The following is a 16,804-nucleotide window of genomic DNA, read 5'->3' on the forward strand; positions in this document are numbered from 1 at the left end:
TTGTATGACAGTTATTGCTAGTGTTAAAACCTGCCTTGCTAGTGTAAGGGGGGCTCAAGCAAGTTTAAGCTCCCTTTCTTTAAATTCACAAGATGAAGAATCAAAACGTGTATTTCATGAATGTATGTTAGAAATGGACAGCATCATCGCTGATTTACAGAATAGAGTTTCAGTATTAGAACGTGAAGAACCTCAATATAAAGGGTTTTAAGTAGACTGGAGGAAATGACTATGTCTCACCTGCCGGAATGGACACTTGTCATTCTTCGCTCTGTATTCATATTAATTATTTTATTCGCTATTACGAAATGGTTAGGGAAAAGACAAATCTCTCAGCTCTCCTTCTTTGAATACATAGCCGGAATGACAATCGGTGACATCGCTGCCCAAGTATCTACAGGGCTCGATTCAAAATTTTTTCACGGCGTCTTTGCGATACTCATTTTCGCTGTGGTACCTTTTTTAACAGGAATCCTCTCTTTAAAGAACAAAACAGCTCGGGACTTCTTTGAAGGGAAATCTACCGTATTAATAAAAGACGGAAAGATACTCGAAGACAACTTAAAGAAAGAAAAATATACAAGTGATGAATTACTGGAACTTCTCCGTGGAAAAGGTGCTTTCAGCGTAGCTGATGTTGAATTTGCTGTCTTAGAACCGAGCGGAGAATTAAATGTATTATTAAAGAAAGATTCCCAGCCACTTACAGCAAAAGACATCGGTTTAAAAGTAGCAAACGAAAAAGAACCACAAACTGTTATTATGGATGGCAATGTCTTAGATGAACCGCTATCCGCAAGTGGACATAACCGCGCTTGGCTACATGCTGAACTAGAAAAGCTCGGTGTTGTTATCGAAAATGTCTTTCTCGGTCAAGTTGATTCATACGGACAACTGACTATCGACATTTATAATGACAAACTACAAATGCCTTCTCCTCAAAACAAACCTTTATTATTAGCATCATTAAAAAAATGTCATGCTGATCTTGAACTATTTTCCTTAGAAACAAAGTCGAAATCAGCGAGCGAAATGTATAGTAAAAACGCGAAACAAATCGAAAAGATTTTAAATAAAGTAACCTATCTTTTAAAAGAATAGATATCGAAAGAACGCTTCAGTCAAAAGGCGTTCTTTTCTTTTTTTTCTACAGTTTTTATAACGTTTAAATTTATGTAATTCGGTTATGATGTTGAAGATACATAAGCAGGGAATTTCAAAAACATAGCGAATATTTCATGGTACAACTACATATTTTTTTGATTTAAAGTGGTTTCGTTTGACCTTTATTGACCATAATTGTATTATAAGACTAAGAAAGCTTTATAAGGAGGAAATAACAGATGAATTTAATTCCTACAGTAATTGAACAAACAAATCGTGGAGAACGCGCTTACGATATTTACTCTCGACTATTAAAAGACCGCATCATTATGCTTGGTAGCGCAATTGATGACAACGTAGCTAACTCAATCGTTTCCCAGCTTTTATTCTTGGAATCTCAAGATCCAGAAAAAGATATTCACATCTACATCAACAGCCCTGGTGGTTCTATCACAGCAGGTATGGCAATTTACGATACAATGCAGTTTATTAAACCGCAAGTATCAACAATCTGTATCGGTATGGCTGCATCTATGGGTGCATTCTTACTTGCAGCAGGTGAAAAAGGAAAACGTTATGCACTTCCAAACAGTGAAGTAATGATTCACCAACCACTTGGTGGTGCACAAGGTCAAGCGACTGAAATCGAAATCGCTGCTAAACGTATTCTATTCTTACGTGAAAAACTAAACCAAATTCTTGCTGACCGCACAGGTCAACCACTTGAAGTGCTACAACGCGACACAGACCGCGACAACTTCATGACAGCAGAAAAAGCTTTAGAATACGGTTTAATCGATAAGATCTTTACAAATCGTTAATAGATATTTAAAGCTCCAGCGGCTTATTTAGAGTCGCTGGAGCTGGATACATAAAAAAGCGCCTATTACAGGGCGCTTTTTTATAGTTAAATCTCCGCACGAACATACCCCACTCAGTATCCCTCTAAATATATCGGCGATTTTTCAAATATATCGACCGTAACTCCAATTATATCGGCGATTATTTTAATATATCGACGTTTCGACACAACTTATCGACTTACCGACAATTCTCGACAAGAACGCACATCTCACATACCCCCACCAACAAGCCCCAAACAACAAAAAAGCTATCGCACATGCGCGATAGCTTCTTATTGTACATATGCAGCTAATGCCTCTAAAGCCTCTTCTGCATCTGAACCTTCTGTTGTAATTGTTATCATGCTACCAGTTCCAATTGCTAAGCTCATAATCCCCATTATGCTCTTTGCATTTACTGTCTTCCCATCTTTTTCGATGAAAATATCTGCATGAAAGCGATTGGCCTCTTGTACAAACAACGCAGCCGGACGTGCTTGTAAACCGTTTTTTAATGAAACCTGAACTCTTTTTTGAACCACAGCTCCATTTCCCCTTTAACCTCTTATTTTTTTGCTACCGTTTCCCCCGCGCGTAATTTCTCTGCAATATCATCAATTTTACGCAAACGATGATTAATACCCGATTTACTAATTTTCCCCCCGGATACCATCTCACCTAACTCTTTCAATGTTACATCTTGATAATCTCTTCGTAATTGCGCAATTTCTCGTAATTTATCCGGCAATATATCAAGACCAACTGTCTCATCAATATAACGGATATTTTCAATCTGCCTTAGCGCTGCACCAATTGTTTTATTTAAATTAGCTGTTTCGCAGTTCACTAAGCGATTTACAGAATTACGCATATCACGTACGATTCGAATGTCTTCAAATCTTAAAAGTGCATTATGAGCACCTATAATATTTAAAAACTCTGTAATCTTTTCTGCTTCTTTCAAATACGTAATGTACCCTTTTCTTCTTTCCAACGTCTTACTATTTAAATCAAATCCGTTCATCAGTTCACATATAGCATCATTATGTTCCTTATATAACGAAAAGATCTCTAAATGATAAGATGATGTTTCTGGGTTATTTACTGAACCACCTGCTAAAAATGCACCGCGTAAATACGATCGTTTACAACATTTCTTCTCAATTAATTCTTGTGATATATTTCGAATAAATGAAAAGTCGTCTCGAACGATATGAAGATCAGCTAATATTTCGCGTGACTTCTCAACAAGCCTTACGATATATACATTGTTTTTCTTCAATCGCATTTTTTTACGAACAAGTAATTCTACCGTCACGTCATATCCTTTTTTCAAAAGCGTATAAATCCTTCTTGCAATTGCCGCATTTTCCGTTTGAATATCGATTGATAGACGACGATTTGAAAAAGAAAGCGATCCGTTCATGCGAAGTAACGCTGATAATTCTGCTTTCTCACAGCATTCCTTCATCTCCAGATTCGTCAACTCTTTCTTTGTTTCTGATGCAAATGACACAGTCAACACCTCCTTATACGATTATTGTGGAACAAAAATCTTGTCCTATATGAAATGAGGAGCGTTACCTCAAACGAGGCAACGCACATCTACAACAGTGAATATAAAATAGAAGCTAGTTTTAATGTATCGTGTCTTACAACACGGTCATCATACTTCGCTAATTGATCTTGAATCACGTTAATATTATTTTCAGTAAAACGCTCTTCATCTACTACAACTGGCGCTGACATTTCTTCCTCATATAACTGACGTAATTCACAAGGAATATCACGGTTATTTACAATTGCAGTATCGATAAATGGTTCACCTAAATGATCATGTAACGCCTGCACATGATCAAACGCAGTATATCCCATCGTTTCACCAGCTTGCGTCATAACATTACACACATATACCTTCTTTGCTTTTGCAGCAAGAACAGCGTCCCCGATTTTGTTAACAACTAAATTCGGTAATATACTCGTATACAAACTTCCTGGACCGAAAACAAGTAAATCAGCTCGTTTAATCTCAGTCAACGTTTCATGTAACGGCTCTACATCTTCTGGAGTTAAAAAGACACGGTTAATTTTCTTTCCGAAATAAGGAATCTTTGATTCACCTGTTACAATTTCTCCGTCTTCTAGTTCCGCATGTAGTACTGCACTTTGATTCGCTGCTGGTAATACACGTCCTCTAACATTTAAAACTTTACTCGTTTCTGTAATAGCATGGAAGAAGTCTCCTGTAATCGAGGTCATACCTGCCAATAATAAATTTCCTAACGCATGACCTTTCAGTCCATCTCCCGTTGTGAAACGATGCTGAAATAAAGCTTCCACCAGTGGCTCTACATCTGATAACGCAACAAGTACGTTACGAATGTCACCTGGGGGTGGAATTTCTAGCTCATCACGTAATCTACCTGAACTGCCACCATCATCAGCGATTGTAACAACTGCTGTAATATCAACCGGATATTGTTTTAATCCTCGTAATAAAACAGAAAGTCCCGTTCCGCCTCCCATGATAACAATTTTGGGTTTTCTCTCTTTTTTCATCCCTTAATGACCCTTTCTCTTCTCCACATCACGATGAGATACATGAACGCTATACTCTGGTTTCAGATGTTTCCCAAGGTATTCTGTAAGCGTAACAGAACGATGCTGTCCACCTGTACATCCAATTGCAATTACAAGTTGACTCTTGCCTTCTCTTTTATAATGAGGCAGCATGAAAGTGATAAGATCAGTCAATTTCTCTAAAAACTTATGCGTCTCATTAAATTTCAGCACATACGATGAAACTTCTTCATCTAGTCCTGTTAATGGCTTCATATGTGGAATGTAATATGGATTTGGTAAAAAACGAACATCAAATACTAAATCTGCATCAATTGGAATACCGTACTTAAATCCAAATGACATAACATTTACACGAAATGCTTGCTCAGTTTCAGTTGAAAATAGGTGAACAATTTTTTCACGTAATTCTTTCGGTTTTAAATCAGATGTATCAAGCACAATATTCGCGCGTGCCTTCATATCTGTTAATAAATTACGCTCTGCTTCGATTCCCTTTAACGGCAGACCAGTTGGTGCAAGTGGATGCGAGCGTCTCGTTTCTTTATAACGAGTTACAAGTGTGCTATCTTTCGCATCTAAGAATAAAATATGAGGAATAATCCATGTACGTTCTGATAAATCATCAAGCGCTTCCCATAAATGTTCGAAAAACTCTCGGCCACGTAAATCAATACCAAGTGCTACTTTATTCATTTTTCCTTTTGAATCCGCCATAAGCTCAATAAACTTTGGCAATAACATCGGTGGTAAATTATCTACACAGAAATATCCTAAATCTTCAAAACTTTGTAAAGCTACTGTCTTTCCAGCTCCAGACATTCCTGTAATAATTACCATTTTTATATCATTATTCTCTGTCATCGTATCCTCTCCTTGACGGTTTAACTCGGATCTAATCGATATGAAAGCAACTCAAAATCTGGGGTATATACAAATGTACCGTAGATTATGCCATTTCCTTTAATTAAATAATCAATAATGTGATAATCTCCTGGTGCCATTGCTAAATCATCAATTTTATCAAATGTATGCCAACCAATGATGCCTTCTTCGCTCTCTAGTTTGTTTTCTCCTGCAAAATCTGTCGCTAAAAAGGAGAACATCATCCATTCAGAAACAACTTTATCACCTTCTTGGATGACAAAGGTGAAGACCCCCTTTAACGCTGGGTTCTTTAAATAAATACCTGTTTCTTCACGATACTCGCGAACAACGGAATCTCTTACAGTCTCACCACGCTCCATTTTCCCGCCTGGTGCAACCCACCAATTCCGGCGAGGTTTTTGGAGTAAGAGTACTTCATTATCTCTAATTAACACACAGTTTGTCACTCTTTGCATGTTTCTTCACCTCAGCTACTTGCAGCAAATTTCTCACTGCATACTCATTTCATTATACTATCAAAAACAGTTTGCTACAACGAAGGAGCCAGTCCCCCTTTCGCTAAGCACTGCTACTCAACAATTTTAAAAAAGCTTTTTATAACAAGCAATGTAAATGCCTGGACTTTCCGTGAATAGCATGAAAAATCCCCTTAACGACTTTTATCGCCAAGGGGACTCCAGCGCCCTTACTTCTTACCGAAATAAGTAACAATCGCAAATCCTAAAATAAAGGTAATAATTGAACTTATAATTGAAAATCCTCCAGTTGGAATACCAGGGAACACAATTACAATCGAACCGATAACTAGTCCAATAATTGCCGCAAATGTCATACTTTTATATCGATCTAATAAGAAACTAATTCCTTTACTACTTACAACGAACCCTACCATAACGCCAGCACCAATAACTGCAATTAAAGGTAAGTTGAGTGTAGTTAAAGCATTAATTGCTGTCGGATATACACCAATAATTAATAAAATAAACGATCCGCTAATTCCAGGAAGTAACATCGCCATACTAGCCATCCATCCTGCGAAAAATAAACCAATTGCATTTAAAATTGTTAACGTCGTAATTGGATCTGCTGTCTTATCTGGTTTAAAGAAAGCTGTGATGGCAACAAGAATTGCTGCAACGATTAATAAAACAATGTGCTTACCTTTAAACGACGACTTTGCATCAGCTTCTCTCATTAACATCGGTAATATACTAATAATTAAACCGAGGAAGAAAAATTGAGTCGGTTCATAATGATTTGCAAGTAAATATTTAATAACGTGACTTAACGTTAAAAACGCTGCTGCCACACCAGCTGCAAGTGGAATTAAAAATCCTAAATGTTTTTTCCATTCACGACTAAAGAATCCGCTAATTGCCGCAAGCAATTGTTCATAAATCCCTAACACAACAGCGATTGTACCGCCGCTCACACCAGGAATTAAATCACTAACACCCATACAAAATCCACGATATATATTACGCCATTCCATACTGAATAAATTCCTCATTTCTTATAGTGATTTTTTCCGTAAAGTCCAGTATATCAATAAGAAAGCTTATAATCCCAATATTTTTTGACAAAACTTTGACATTTTCACACAAAAAAAGAAGAAAGCTCCTATCGGTAGCTTTCTTCTCAAAAGGTATATTATCCCTTATTTTTCTGATACAGTTTTTAGTTCTTCTAATAATTCTTCTACGTAATGTTGTGCACTTTGTGCTGCAATACTACCATCACCTGTTGCAGTTACAATTTGACGTAGCATTTTTTCACGAACATCACCTGCTGCGAAAATACCAGGAACTTTCGTTTCCATACGCTCATTTGTTTCAAGGTAACCATTTTCATTTGTAATACCTAGTTCAACAAATGGTTTTGATAGTGGTAACATACCGATGTATACGAATACGCCGTCAGTTTTGACTTCTTTCTCTTCTCCACTGTTTACATCTACAAGTGTTACACTTCCTACTTTACCATTTGCTTCGTTAATTTCTTTTATCGTGTGGTTCCAAATGAAGTCTACTTTTTCGTTTTGGAAAGCACGATCTTGTAAAATTTTCTGTGCGCGAAGCGTGTCACGACGGTGAACGATCGTTACTTTTGATGCGAAGCGTGTTAAGAACACACCCTCTTCAACAGCAGAATCTCCGCCGCCAATAACTACAAGTTCTTTACCTTTAAAGAATGCGCCATCACATACCGCACAATATGATACACCGCGGCCGCCAAGTTCTGTTTCACCTGGTACACCGATTTTTTTATACTCTGCACCACTTGCAACGATAATTGCACGTGCTTTATATTCTTTTTTACCAGCAATAATTGTTTTGTATTCTTTACCATCGATGACTTCTTTCACATCACCGTATGCATATTCAGCACCAAATTTCTTCGCATGCTCGAACATTTTATTTGATAAGTCTGGTCCTAAAATAGACTCATAACCTGGGTAGTTTTCTACATCTTCTGTATTTGCCATTTGCCCGCCTGGAATACCACGCTCAAGCATTAATGTGCTTAAATTCGCACGAGATGTATATACTGCAGCTGTCATACCAGCTGGTCCTGCACCAATAATAATGACATCATAAATTTTTTCTTCTGACACACTATTCACTCCTATCCATTCCTACACAATTAAGTTACCCTCATTATACTGTTCGCATCATTTTTTTCCCAATGATTTGCTTATCTATGTGTGCGTACGCTTAACAGCTTGCACATACTTTCGAACAGTCGCTACAGATACATTATACACATCTCCGAGCTCCGACTGTGTCATCTTATTTCCTTGTTCACTGCGTACGATATATTCAACCGCAGCTGACCAGCCGTATACATTTGTAAAAACTGCCCCAGATGTATGTAAACGTATGAACGTACAAAACCAAAATTGTAAACACTCTTCGATTAATTCATCATCTTTTTTCGTATAATTGTATAAAGCATCCGCGATTCGCGCGCACTGTTCAAATTGCTGTAAATCAGCTGGAATACTCTTATGGCTATTCAGTAAAAAGAAATACTTTGCAAGTTGCGATACGATTGGAACACCATTCTTCGCCTGCGTTACATCAAAGAAGAATCCAACCTTCTCCGGCGTTGATAATTCATTCATTAAATATAAAGCTAGCATTTGTTCCTCTAGCGTCGCACTTTGCTGGAATGATTTTCGTAATTCTTCAAATAACACATTTTGTCCTTCATCCGCTAAATTCAATGCATTCCACGGTTCTTTTCCCTTTTTATCAGGGTGCAATTCTACAACATGTTGCCACATTTTTTCAGCTACTTGCTGATCTTTCACCATATACGCAGAATATGCAAACCAATAATAGAAACTAACGTCTCCTTCGTATCCTTGACGCTTTAATAATTTGAACCATTTATATGCAGGCTCGAAATGACCAATTGTTGCAAGTGTCGTCCCAAGTTTCAAACGATGTTCAAACGAAATCGGATATACCGAAACTAACTGAGCAGCTAACACCTCTACTTGTTTATGCTCTCCAATTGAATATAGAAAAATAAGTGTATTACAAAGCGCATGTATATTACCAGGATTTTTCTCTAAAATCATTTCCGTTAATTTCAGTGCCTTATCTACATTACCAGATTGAAAATGCGCAATGGCTAAATTATTATGCCCTGACCAAAATTCCGGATAGTCTTTCGTAACAATTTCTAATGTAGCAATTGCTTCTTCCAATTGTCCATTACGAATATAACGATTGGCTTCTTCCTGCATAACAATTAAATCATCTTCATCCTCAATCTCTTCCGCACCCATCGCTTCTTCTTCCATAATTTCAAGTAATTCTAATGTATCTTCAACAAATTCCTTCTCTTCTGCAACTTCTAAATAGCGATCCGCATACTTCTTCGCCTGCTGAAATAGACCCATATACGCATAATTATTTGCAATAAAATAATAACATTGTTCAAGTTCTGGATTAGATCTAACAAGCTTAAAGAAGGTTTGATTCGACTCTTGATATTCACCAGCCTCAGATAATACTGTTGCTAATTGACATAAAATAAACGGCTCCTTCTCGCTTTGTGCCGCTCTTCGAAAATATTTAATTGCATCTTGCAATTTTTGTCCTTTGTAAGCCCTCATCCCTTTTTTATAAAAGAAGTCCGCTAATTGATTAAAAGAGATAACTTGTCCGTTCTCCTTATATATTCTTTGATTTTTCCCCATATATCCTCCAGTTTTTTGTTTTCTTCGTTCACACATTCTTCTATCTATAAGTATAAACGATTCCGTAAAAAACAAAACAGTATATTATACTCAATTATTTCCTTTTTATTCATTAAAAAAGAAGAGAAATGTTACATTTCTAGTATGAACCTTCTCTAGCCTCCATTTGCTCTTTCGTATAAATAACACGCATTGGATTCCCACCCACGAAAGCACCGCCTGGCACATCTTTATGAACAAGTGTGCCAGCTGAAACAATCGCGCCATCCCCAATTTTCACACCTGGTAATATAGTCGTATTTGCCCCGATCATCACTTCGTTTCCAATAACGATCTCTCCAAGTCGATATTCGCGAATTAAATATTCGTGCGCTAAAAGCGTCGTGTTATAGCCAATAATCGAATTATCTCCCACAGTTATCTTTTCCGGGAACATAATATCCGGCATTACCATGAGCGCAAACGATGTTTTCTTTCCTACTTTCATCCGCAAAAATGTGCGGTACAACCAATTTTTTACAGATAAAAATGGCGTGTAACGTGCAATTTGGATAATAATAAAATTCTTCATTACCTTCCAAAAAGACACTGTCTTATACACATTCCATAATGAATTTTCTCCTGAAACAGGATAGCGCGTTGTCCGTCGCACTTCACTCGCTCCTCTACTTATCTTTACGAACGATTCATGTCGGACAAAATCGGCAATAAATCACTCATTTTATCTAGCATAAAGTCTGGCTTGTAAGCCTCTAAATACGCTCTACCTTTCAATGTCCATGAAACCGCAGCTGTTTTCGTACCCGCATTTTGTCCGCCAACAATATCATGATGATTATCCCCAACCATCAATGCTTCTTCCGGTTTCGCATCTAATAACTGAAGCGCTTTTTGAAGTGGCTCTGGATGTGGTTTCACATGCTCGACATCATCAATTGTCACAACAACATCAAAAAACTCATCAAGCTTCGATAACTTTAATCCCATCTCAACAGTTTGTCGTGCTTTCGTTGTAACAATACCAACCTTATAGCCTTGTTTCTTCAACTCTTGAACTGTTTCATATACAGTTTCATATTCTTCTACTAATTCATCATGATGATCATGATTAAATTGACGATAACTCGTAATTAACTCTTCAACCTTGCTTTCATCAATCTTACTGAACGTATCATGCAAAGACGGACCGATAAATGGTAATACATCTTCACGCTTATATTGATTTGGATAATATGTATGTAAAGTATGTAAAAAAGAAGAAATAATAAGTTCGTTTGTATTAATTAATGTTCCATCTAAATCAAATAACACTGTATTTATTCTCATTGTCTTAGTCCTTTCTCTTTCCTGAATATGAAAGAAGCAGCATCTTATAATAAGATGCTACTTTTCTCTAATTTTCTAAATATCTTTTATCAGCTTGCCCCATTTTTCGTCTCACAATAATGAAAATAATAGAAATAACAACAAGTCCAATTGACATTACTTGTGCAATACGAAGTGGCCCTAGCATTAAACTATCTGTACGTAACCCTTCTACGAAGAAGCGTCCTACTGAATACCAAATTAAATATGTGAAGAATAATTCCCCGCGGCGTAAATTCACTTTTCTTAATGCAAGTAATAAAATGACACCTGCAAAATTCCATAATGATTCATATAAAAACGTCGGGTGGTAGTACACACCATCAATGTACATTTGATTAATAATGAAATCTGGTAAATGAAGACCTTCTAAAAACTGTCTCGTTACTTCATCACCATGCGCCTCTTGGTTCATAAAGTTTCCCCATCGGCCAATTGCTTGTCCTAGTAAAATACTTGGCGCAGCAATATCTGCCAACTTCCAGAATGAAACCCCGCGGCGTTTCGCAAAAAGAATCCCTGTAATAACAGCCCCGATTAAACCACCATGAATCGCCAAGCCACCTTGACGAATATTAATAATTTGACTCGGGTTTTGCGCGTAATATTCCCATTCAAAAATAACATAGTACATTCTTGCAAATAGAATAGCGATCGGTACTGCAATTAATACAAGGTCAACAAATGTATCTTTTGGAATACCTAGCCTTTCTCCTTCGCGAGTTGCTAGCCAAAGACCTAATAGCACACCTGTACCGATAATAATCCCGTACCAATAAACAGGAAACGGTCCAAGTTGGATAGCTACGCGGTCAAGCTGTGGTACAGAACCTAACAGCATATGTATGACCTCCCTCTCCAATGTTTACTCCTGATTTCCTAACTCAATCGCACTCATTAATCGTTCTGAGAACTGCTGTGCTGCATTGACTCCCATACGTTTTAAACGGAAGTTCATCGCTGCCACTTCAATAATAACAGCTAAGTTTCGACCAGGGCGAACTGGAAGTGTAATCTTCGTAAGTTCTGTATCAATAATCTTCATCTTCTCTTCATCAAGACCTAAGCGATCATAATTTTTCTTTTGATCCCAAATTTCAAGATTAATAACAAGTGTAATACGCTTATAATTTCGCACTGCCCCTGCACCGAATAACGTCATAACGTTAATAATGCCTAGACCTCGAATTTCTAATAAATGCTCAATTAAATCTGGAGAGCTTCCGACCAACATGTCTTCATCTTCTTGGCGAATTTCTACACTATCATCCGCAACAAGGCGATGACCACGTTTTACAAGTTCAAGAGCTGTCTCACTCTTACCGACACCACTTTGCCCTGTAATTAAAACACCAACGCCGTAAATATCTACTAACACACCATGAACAGCTGTTGTTGGCGCTAACTTACCTTCTAAATAATTTGTTAAACGACTTGATAGTCTTGTTGTCGTTTGAGAAGAACGTAATAAAGGCATGCCTGATTCACGTGATGCTTGCAGTAACTCATCTGGTACATCTTGATTACGAGTTACAATAATACATGGCGTCTCCTCAGTACAAAGCGCTTTCATTCTCTCTTGTTTTTGATCTGACGTTAACGTGTCAAAGAATGTAAGCTCCGTCTTTCCAAGAAGCTGCACGCGATCAGCTGGATAATATGTAAAAAATCCTGCCATTTCAATTCCAGGTCGTGATAAATCACTTGTATCAATTGGACGATGAATTCCTTCTTCACCACTTATTAACTCCAATTGAAATTGTTCAATTAAATCTTTTGTCCTTACTTTCGGCATATGTATAAACCTCCACTCCGCTGCGGGTTCAGTCTCATTTGATGTAAAATTCCATTCTATCGGATATTGTACCATTTTTTTCTGGAAACAAGAAATACGGTTTCTAATAAATAGAAAAAAACATTTCATACATATCATGAAATGTTTTTCTTTTTGTCATTTTCTCTTTTTTTCATATAAAGGTTCCACAATTGCCTTTTCAATAATCATATTAAAAATTGAAATACAAATTGCCGCAACGATCGCTACACCGAAACCTGATATATTAAATGCGTCTCCTAATAATGAATCTGCTATTTTTAACGTAATCGCATTAATAACAATTAAGAAGAAACCGAAAGTTACAACAGTAATTGGTAGCGTAATTAAAATTAAAAACGGTTTTACGAACACATTTAAAACAGCCAAAATAATACTCGCAATAATTGCAGTTTGTATATTTGCTACGTAAAACGCGTCTGGTGCAATCCCTTTTAAAAGTCCCGATACAGCGATTAACACAACGCTATTTACAAGAAGTGATACAATCCATCTCATTTTCTTACACATCCTTTTAAACATATATCTTTCATCATACGCTAATAGATAATAAACGCAAGTATGATACGAACACTTATATCAACTTATTCTACTCTTCATACTTGTATACCTACTAACACTTCTTTGCGAAATAAGGCCCACACCATCTATGCTCATGCGTTTTCACAAAGGTCCAAGTGAAATCTTTATCTACAATGTAAATATCGCCTTTATACATATCATCCATACTTAATAAACTTGCATCTTTTATTAGTAGTACATCATCACAGTGTTGATAGAAGATGTAGCACTCCTTTTTCACTTCATTATGAAACGTGTTTTCCACTTCTTCTCCCTCTACACACTTCTTTCTCTCATAACTAAATATGTGCCAAAGATACCCACATGCATACTTATCTCCATAAAGGAAAATGTCTTCTTTTTCTTCATCACTTAAATGATTTGCAAAATAATCCTCACAGCGTTTCCGAAAATATACACCCCACTTTTGGAACTCTCTTACCTTCATATTTTTCTTTCGCAACACATCTAAAAACTCCACCTTCTCCCCCTATACAATAAAAACCGAGTGTCATTGCCACTCGGTTTTTCATAATACCTTATTGTGATAGTTCTACTTCTTTTATCTTCTCTTTCATTCTTGCTTTATCACGATTTAAAATCTCTTTTAAATACTTACCCGTATACGAGCGCTCTTCTTTCACTACTTGCTCTGGAGTTCCGGAAGCAACGATTTGTCCACCTTTGTCTCCGCCCTCCGGTCCAAGGTCAACGATATAATCCGCTGTTTTTATCACATCTAAATTATGTTCAATTACAAGTACCGTCTCACCGCTCTCAACAAGACGTTGCAACACTTCTAGAAGACGTGCAATATCATGCGCATGTAAACCAGTCGTTGGCTCGTCTAAAATGTATAGTGTACGTCCTGTAGAACGACGATGCAATTCAGAAGCTAATTTCACACGCTGTGCTTCACCACCAGATAACGTCGTAGCTGGTTGCCCTAATTTCATATAACCAAGTCCAACATCTACAAGCGTTTGAAGTTTACGCTTAATTTTTGGGATATTAGCGAAGAACTCTACTCCGTCTTCAATCGTCATCCCCAACACTTCAGAAATATTTTTATCTTTATATTTCACTTCTAACGTTTCACGGTTGTAACGTTTACCGTGACAAACTTCACACGGCACGTATACGTCTGGTAAGAAGTGCATTTCGATTTTTATAATTCCATCACCACGGCACGCTTCACAACGTCCACCTTTTACATTAAAGCTGAAACGTCCTTTTTGATATCCGCGTACTTTCGCTTCATTCGTTTGGGCAAACACATCACGAATATCATCAAACACACCTGTATAAGTCGCTGGGTTAGAACGTGGTGTACGTCCAATTGGCGATTGATCAATATCGATTACTTTATCTAAATGCTCAAGACCTTTAATCTCTTTATGAGTACCTGGCTTCGCTTTCGCTTTATATAACTTTTGCGCTAACGATTTATATAATACTTCATTAATCATCGTACTTTTACCAGAACCAGATACACCCGTTACCGCTACAAACGTACCAAGCGGGAATGACATTTTCGCGTTCTTTAAATTATTCTCTTTTGCACCGACGATTTCCACTTTTCGTCCGTCACCTTTACGTCTTTCAAGTGGAACTGGAATAAACTCTTTACCGCTTAAATACTTACCGGTTAGCGAATTCTCGTCTTGCATCACTTCAGCTGGTGTACCTGCTGATACGACTTGTCCACCGTGAATACCTGCGCCAGGCCCGATATCAAGTAAATAATCAGCTGCCATCATCGTATCTTCATCATGCTCAACAACAATTAACGTATTACCTAAATCACGCATTTCTTGCAATGTACGAATAAGACGATCGTTATCGCGCTGATGCAAACCGATAGAAGGCTCATCAAGAATGTAAAGTACGCCAGTAAGACGAGAACCAATTTGCGTTGCTAAACGAATACGTTGCGCCTCACCACCTGATAAAGTTCCTGCGGCACGACTTAACGTTAAATAATCTAAACCGACGTTCACTAAGAACCCAACGCGCTCCTGAATTTCTCTTAAAATTAAATGAGCAATTTTTTGTTGTTTCTCTGTTAGCTCCACACTTGAGAAGAATTCCTGTACTTCTTGAACAGAATATTTCGTTACATCAGCAATCGTTTTTCCGCCAACGAAAACAGCTAAACTCTCAGGCTTTAAACGTCCACCTTTACACTTCGGACAAGCTTGCTCTGCCATATACTTTTCCATTTGCTCACGAACGTAATCCGAACTCGTTTCACGATAACGACGTTCAATATTTGGAATAACACCTTCAAATAAAATCTCATTTTCCTTTACTTGACCAAATTCATTCACATAACGGAAATAAACTTTCTCTTCTCCGCTTCCGTACAACACTTTATCAAACAAATCTTTCGGTATATCTTTCACAGGCACATCCATATCAACGCCGTAATGATTACATACAGATTGTAAAAGTTGTGGGTAATATTGTGAACTTGTCGGCTCCCAAGGCGCAATCGCATGTTCATTTAATGATAAATCCCAGTTCGGAATAACAAGTTCTAAATCTACCTCTAACTTTGAACCAAGCCCATCACAAGAAGGACATGCCCCGAAAGGACTATTGAATGAGAACATACGCGGTTCTAATTCTCCAATTGAAAAACCACAATGCGGACAAGCATGATGTTCACTAAATAGAAGTTCCTCTTCTCCCATAACATCGATTAGCACTCGTCCCCCGCCAAGCTTTAATGCACTTTCAAGAGAATCTGCAAGACGGCTTGCGATCCCTTCTTTTACAACAATACGGTCTATTACAACTTCAATGGAATGCTTCTTATTTTTATCTAACGCAATATCTTCAGACACATCAAGCATTTCACCATCAACACGTACACGAACATATCCTTGCTTCTTAATATCTTCAAGCACTTTCACATGTGCACCTTTACGACCAGAAACGATAGGAGCTAGCACTTGTAATTTCGTACGTTCAGGATATTCAAGTACACGGTCTACCATCTGCTCTACTGTTTGTGACGTAATTTCAATGCCATGATTCGGACAAATCGGTGTACCAATTCGCGCAAATAATAAACGTAAATAATCATAAATCTCCGTTACCGTTCCAACAGTTGAACGCGGATTACGACTCGTCGTTTTTTGATCAATTGAAATTGCTGGTGACAATCCTTCAATCGTATCTACATCCGGTTTATCCATTTGCCCTAAAAATTGGCGTGCATACGCAGATAACGATTCTACGTATCTGCGCTGCCCTTCTGCATAAATCGTATCAAATGCTAATGATGATTTCCCCGAACCAGACAATCCCGTTACAACGACAAGCTGATTTCTCGGAATGGTTACATCAATATTTTTTAAGTTATGTGCTCTAGCACCTTTTACAACAATAAAATCCTTGCTCTTACTCACTCTT

Annotated in this window: 18 protein-coding genes; 3 read left to right on the plus strand and 15 right to left on the minus strand. The window is 37.5% G+C overall.

Going from position 1 to position 16,804, the window contains the following annotated elements:
• Positions 1 to 4 precede the first annotated feature (4 nt).
• The 3 genes from ACTFR9_RS17015 (at position 5) to clpP (ending at position 1,925) form a co-directional block, all read left to right on the plus strand.
• Complete coding sequence (locus tag ACTFR9_RS17015) at positions 5 to 211, plus strand: DUF1657 domain-containing protein (protein WP_000215908.1); 207 nt, start codon at positions 5 to 7, stop codon at positions 209 to 211.
• A gap of 20 nt (positions 212 to 231) precedes the next feature.
• Positions 232 to 1,101, plus strand: a complete 870-nt coding sequence (locus ACTFR9_RS17020; RefSeq protein ID WP_000018916.1) for a DUF421 domain-containing protein — start codon at positions 232 to 234, stop codon at positions 1,099 to 1,101.
• A gap of 242 nt (positions 1,102 to 1,343) precedes the next feature.
• Positions 1,344 to 1,925 (plus strand): ATP-dependent Clp endopeptidase proteolytic subunit ClpP, encoded by a 582-nt coding sequence (clpP, locus tag ACTFR9_RS17025; RefSeq protein ID WP_001049162.1) that lies wholly within the window; start codon positions 1,344 to 1,346, stop codon positions 1,923 to 1,925.
• Positions 1,926 to 2,239: 314 nt separating this feature from the next.
• Here clpP and ACTFR9_RS17030 read toward each other — a convergent pair whose 3' ends face one another.
• The 15 genes from ACTFR9_RS17030 to uvrA form a co-directional block, all read right to left on the minus strand.
• The gene (locus ACTFR9_RS17030) at positions 2,240 to 2,488 is read right to left on the minus strand and encodes an HPr family phosphocarrier protein (protein WP_000250307.1); all 249 of its coding nucleotides are present in this window, start codon (positions 2,486 to 2,488) and stop codon (positions 2,240 to 2,242) included.
• 23 nt (positions 2,489 to 2,511) lie between these two features.
• The gene (gene whiA / locus ACTFR9_RS17035) at positions 2,512 to 3,462 is read right to left on the minus strand and encodes a DNA-binding protein WhiA (protein WP_000006561.1); all 951 of its coding nucleotides are present in this window, start codon (positions 3,460 to 3,462) and stop codon (positions 2,512 to 2,514) included.
• A gap of 89 nt (positions 3,463 to 3,551) precedes the next feature.
• Positions 3,552 to 4,505, minus strand: coding sequence for a gluconeogenesis factor YvcK family protein (locus ACTFR9_RS17040; RefSeq protein WP_000712175.1), 954 nt, complete (start codon positions 4,503 to 4,505; stop codon positions 3,552 to 3,554).
• A gap of 3 nt (positions 4,506 to 4,508) precedes the next feature.
• A complete protein-coding gene (gene rapZ, locus ACTFR9_RS17045) occupies positions 4,509 to 5,390 on the minus strand; it encodes an RNase adapter RapZ (RefSeq protein ID WP_000138457.1) in 882 nt (293 codons plus the stop codon).
• Positions 5,391 to 5,410: 20 nt separating this feature from the next.
• A complete protein-coding gene (locus ACTFR9_RS17050) occupies positions 5,411 to 5,869 on the minus strand; it encodes an NUDIX hydrolase (RefSeq protein ID WP_001190080.1) in 459 nt (152 codons plus the stop codon).
• Between the two features lie 230 nt (positions 5,870 to 6,099).
• Positions 6,100 to 6,906, minus strand: coding sequence for a DUF368 domain-containing protein (locus tag ACTFR9_RS17055; protein WP_000455203.1), 807 nt, complete (start codon positions 6,904 to 6,906; stop codon positions 6,100 to 6,102).
• A gap of 165 nt (positions 6,907 to 7,071) precedes the next feature.
• Positions 7,072 to 8,028 carry a thioredoxin-disulfide reductase gene (trxB, locus tag ACTFR9_RS17060; protein WP_001288072.1) on the minus strand — a complete coding sequence of 319 codons (957 nt, stop codon included), beginning with the start codon at positions 8,026 to 8,028 and terminating at the stop codon, positions 7,072 to 7,074.
• 84 nt (positions 8,029 to 8,112) lie between these two features.
• On the minus strand, positions 8,113 to 9,624 hold the full coding sequence (locus tag ACTFR9_RS17065; protein ID WP_440049002.1) for a tetratricopeptide repeat protein: 1,512 nt from the start codon (positions 9,622 to 9,624) through the stop codon (positions 8,113 to 8,115).
• 139 nt (positions 9,625 to 9,763) lie between these two features.
• Positions 9,764 to 10,276 (minus strand): acyltransferase, encoded by a 513-nt coding sequence (locus ACTFR9_RS17070; protein WP_001255062.1) that lies wholly within the window; start codon positions 10,274 to 10,276, stop codon positions 9,764 to 9,766.
• A 23-nt stretch (positions 10,277 to 10,299) separates the two neighbouring features.
• Complete coding sequence (gene ppaX / locus ACTFR9_RS17075) at positions 10,300 to 10,950, minus strand: pyrophosphatase PpaX (RefSeq protein ID WP_001222399.1); 651 nt, start codon at positions 10,948 to 10,950, stop codon at positions 10,300 to 10,302.
• Positions 10,951 to 11,017: 67 nt separating this feature from the next.
• Positions 11,018 to 11,830, minus strand: coding sequence for a prolipoprotein diacylglyceryl transferase (gene lgt, locus ACTFR9_RS17080; RefSeq protein ID WP_000924232.1), 813 nt, complete (start codon positions 11,828 to 11,830; stop codon positions 11,018 to 11,020).
• Between the two features lie 24 nt (positions 11,831 to 11,854).
• A complete protein-coding gene (gene hprK, locus ACTFR9_RS17085; protein WP_001127244.1) occupies positions 11,855 to 12,784 on the minus strand; it encodes an HPr(Ser) kinase/phosphatase in 930 nt (309 codons plus the stop codon).
• A 156-nt stretch (positions 12,785 to 12,940) separates the two neighbouring features.
• The gene (locus ACTFR9_RS17090) at positions 12,941 to 13,321 is read right to left on the minus strand and encodes a phage holin family protein (RefSeq protein ID WP_001267308.1); all 381 of its coding nucleotides are present in this window, start codon (positions 13,319 to 13,321) and stop codon (positions 12,941 to 12,943) included.
• 115 nt (positions 13,322 to 13,436) lie between these two features.
• Positions 13,437 to 13,865, minus strand: a complete 429-nt coding sequence (locus ACTFR9_RS17095; RefSeq protein ID WP_229136630.1) for a DUF4275 family protein — start codon at positions 13,863 to 13,865, stop codon at positions 13,437 to 13,439.
• 58 nt (positions 13,866 to 13,923) lie between these two features.
• A complete protein-coding gene (uvrA, locus tag ACTFR9_RS17100; protein WP_000045569.1) occupies positions 13,924 to 16,800 on the minus strand; it encodes an excinuclease ABC subunit UvrA in 2,877 nt (958 codons plus the stop codon).
• Between the last annotated feature and the right edge of the window lie 4 nt (positions 16,801 to 16,804).

This window comes from Bacillus cereus group sp. MYBK222-1, assembly GCF_051916425.1.
Lineage (GTDB): Bacteria > Bacillota > Bacilli > Bacillales > Bacillaceae_G > Bacillus_A > Bacillus_A paranthracis.

What these genes read in the sequence shown, in the direction of transcription:
- ppaX (WP_001222399.1), bottom strand. Translation starts at nt 10,950, where the DNA reads ATGAGAATAAATACAGTGTTATTTGATTTAGATGGAACATTAATTAAT.
- ACTFR9_RS17065 (WP_440049002.1), bottom strand. Translation starts at nt 9,624, where the DNA reads ATGGGGAAAAATCAAAGAATATATAAGGAGAACGGACAAGTTATCTCT.
- ACTFR9_RS17050 (WP_001190080.1), bottom strand. Translation starts at nt 5,869, where the DNA reads ATGCAAAGAGTGACAAACTGTGTGTTAATTAGAGATAATGAAGTACTC.
- ACTFR9_RS17015 (WP_000215908.1), top strand. Translation starts at nt 5, where the DNA reads ATGACAGTTATTGCTAGTGTTAAAACCTGCCTTGCTAGTGTAAGGGGG.
- hprK (WP_001127244.1), bottom strand. Translation starts at nt 12,784, where the DNA reads ATGCCGAAAGTAAGGACAAAAGATTTAATTGAACAATTTCAATTGGAG.
- ACTFR9_RS17040 (WP_000712175.1), bottom strand. Translation starts at nt 4,505, where the DNA reads ATGAAAAAAGAGAGAAAACCCAAAATTGTTATCATGGGAGGCGGAACG.
- rapZ (WP_000138457.1), bottom strand. Translation starts at nt 5,390, where the DNA reads ATGACAGAGAATAATGATATAAAAATGGTAATTATTACAGGAATGTCT.
- ACTFR9_RS17055 (WP_000455203.1), bottom strand. Translation starts at nt 6,906, where the DNA reads ATGGAATGGCGTAATATATATCGTGGATTTTGTATGGGTGTTAGTGAT.
- clpP (WP_001049162.1), top strand. Translation starts at nt 1,344, where the DNA reads ATGAATTTAATTCCTACAGTAATTGAACAAACAAATCGTGGAGAACGC.
- ACTFR9_RS17090 (WP_001267308.1), bottom strand. Translation starts at nt 13,321, where the DNA reads ATGAGATGGATTGTATCACTTCTTGTAAATAGCGTTGTGTTAATCGCT.
- lgt (WP_000924232.1), bottom strand. Translation starts at nt 11,830, where the DNA reads ATGCTGTTAGGTTCTGTACCACAGCTTGACCGCGTAGCTATCCAACTT.
- ACTFR9_RS17020 (WP_000018916.1), top strand. Translation starts at nt 232, where the DNA reads ATGTCTCACCTGCCGGAATGGACACTTGTCATTCTTCGCTCTGTATTC.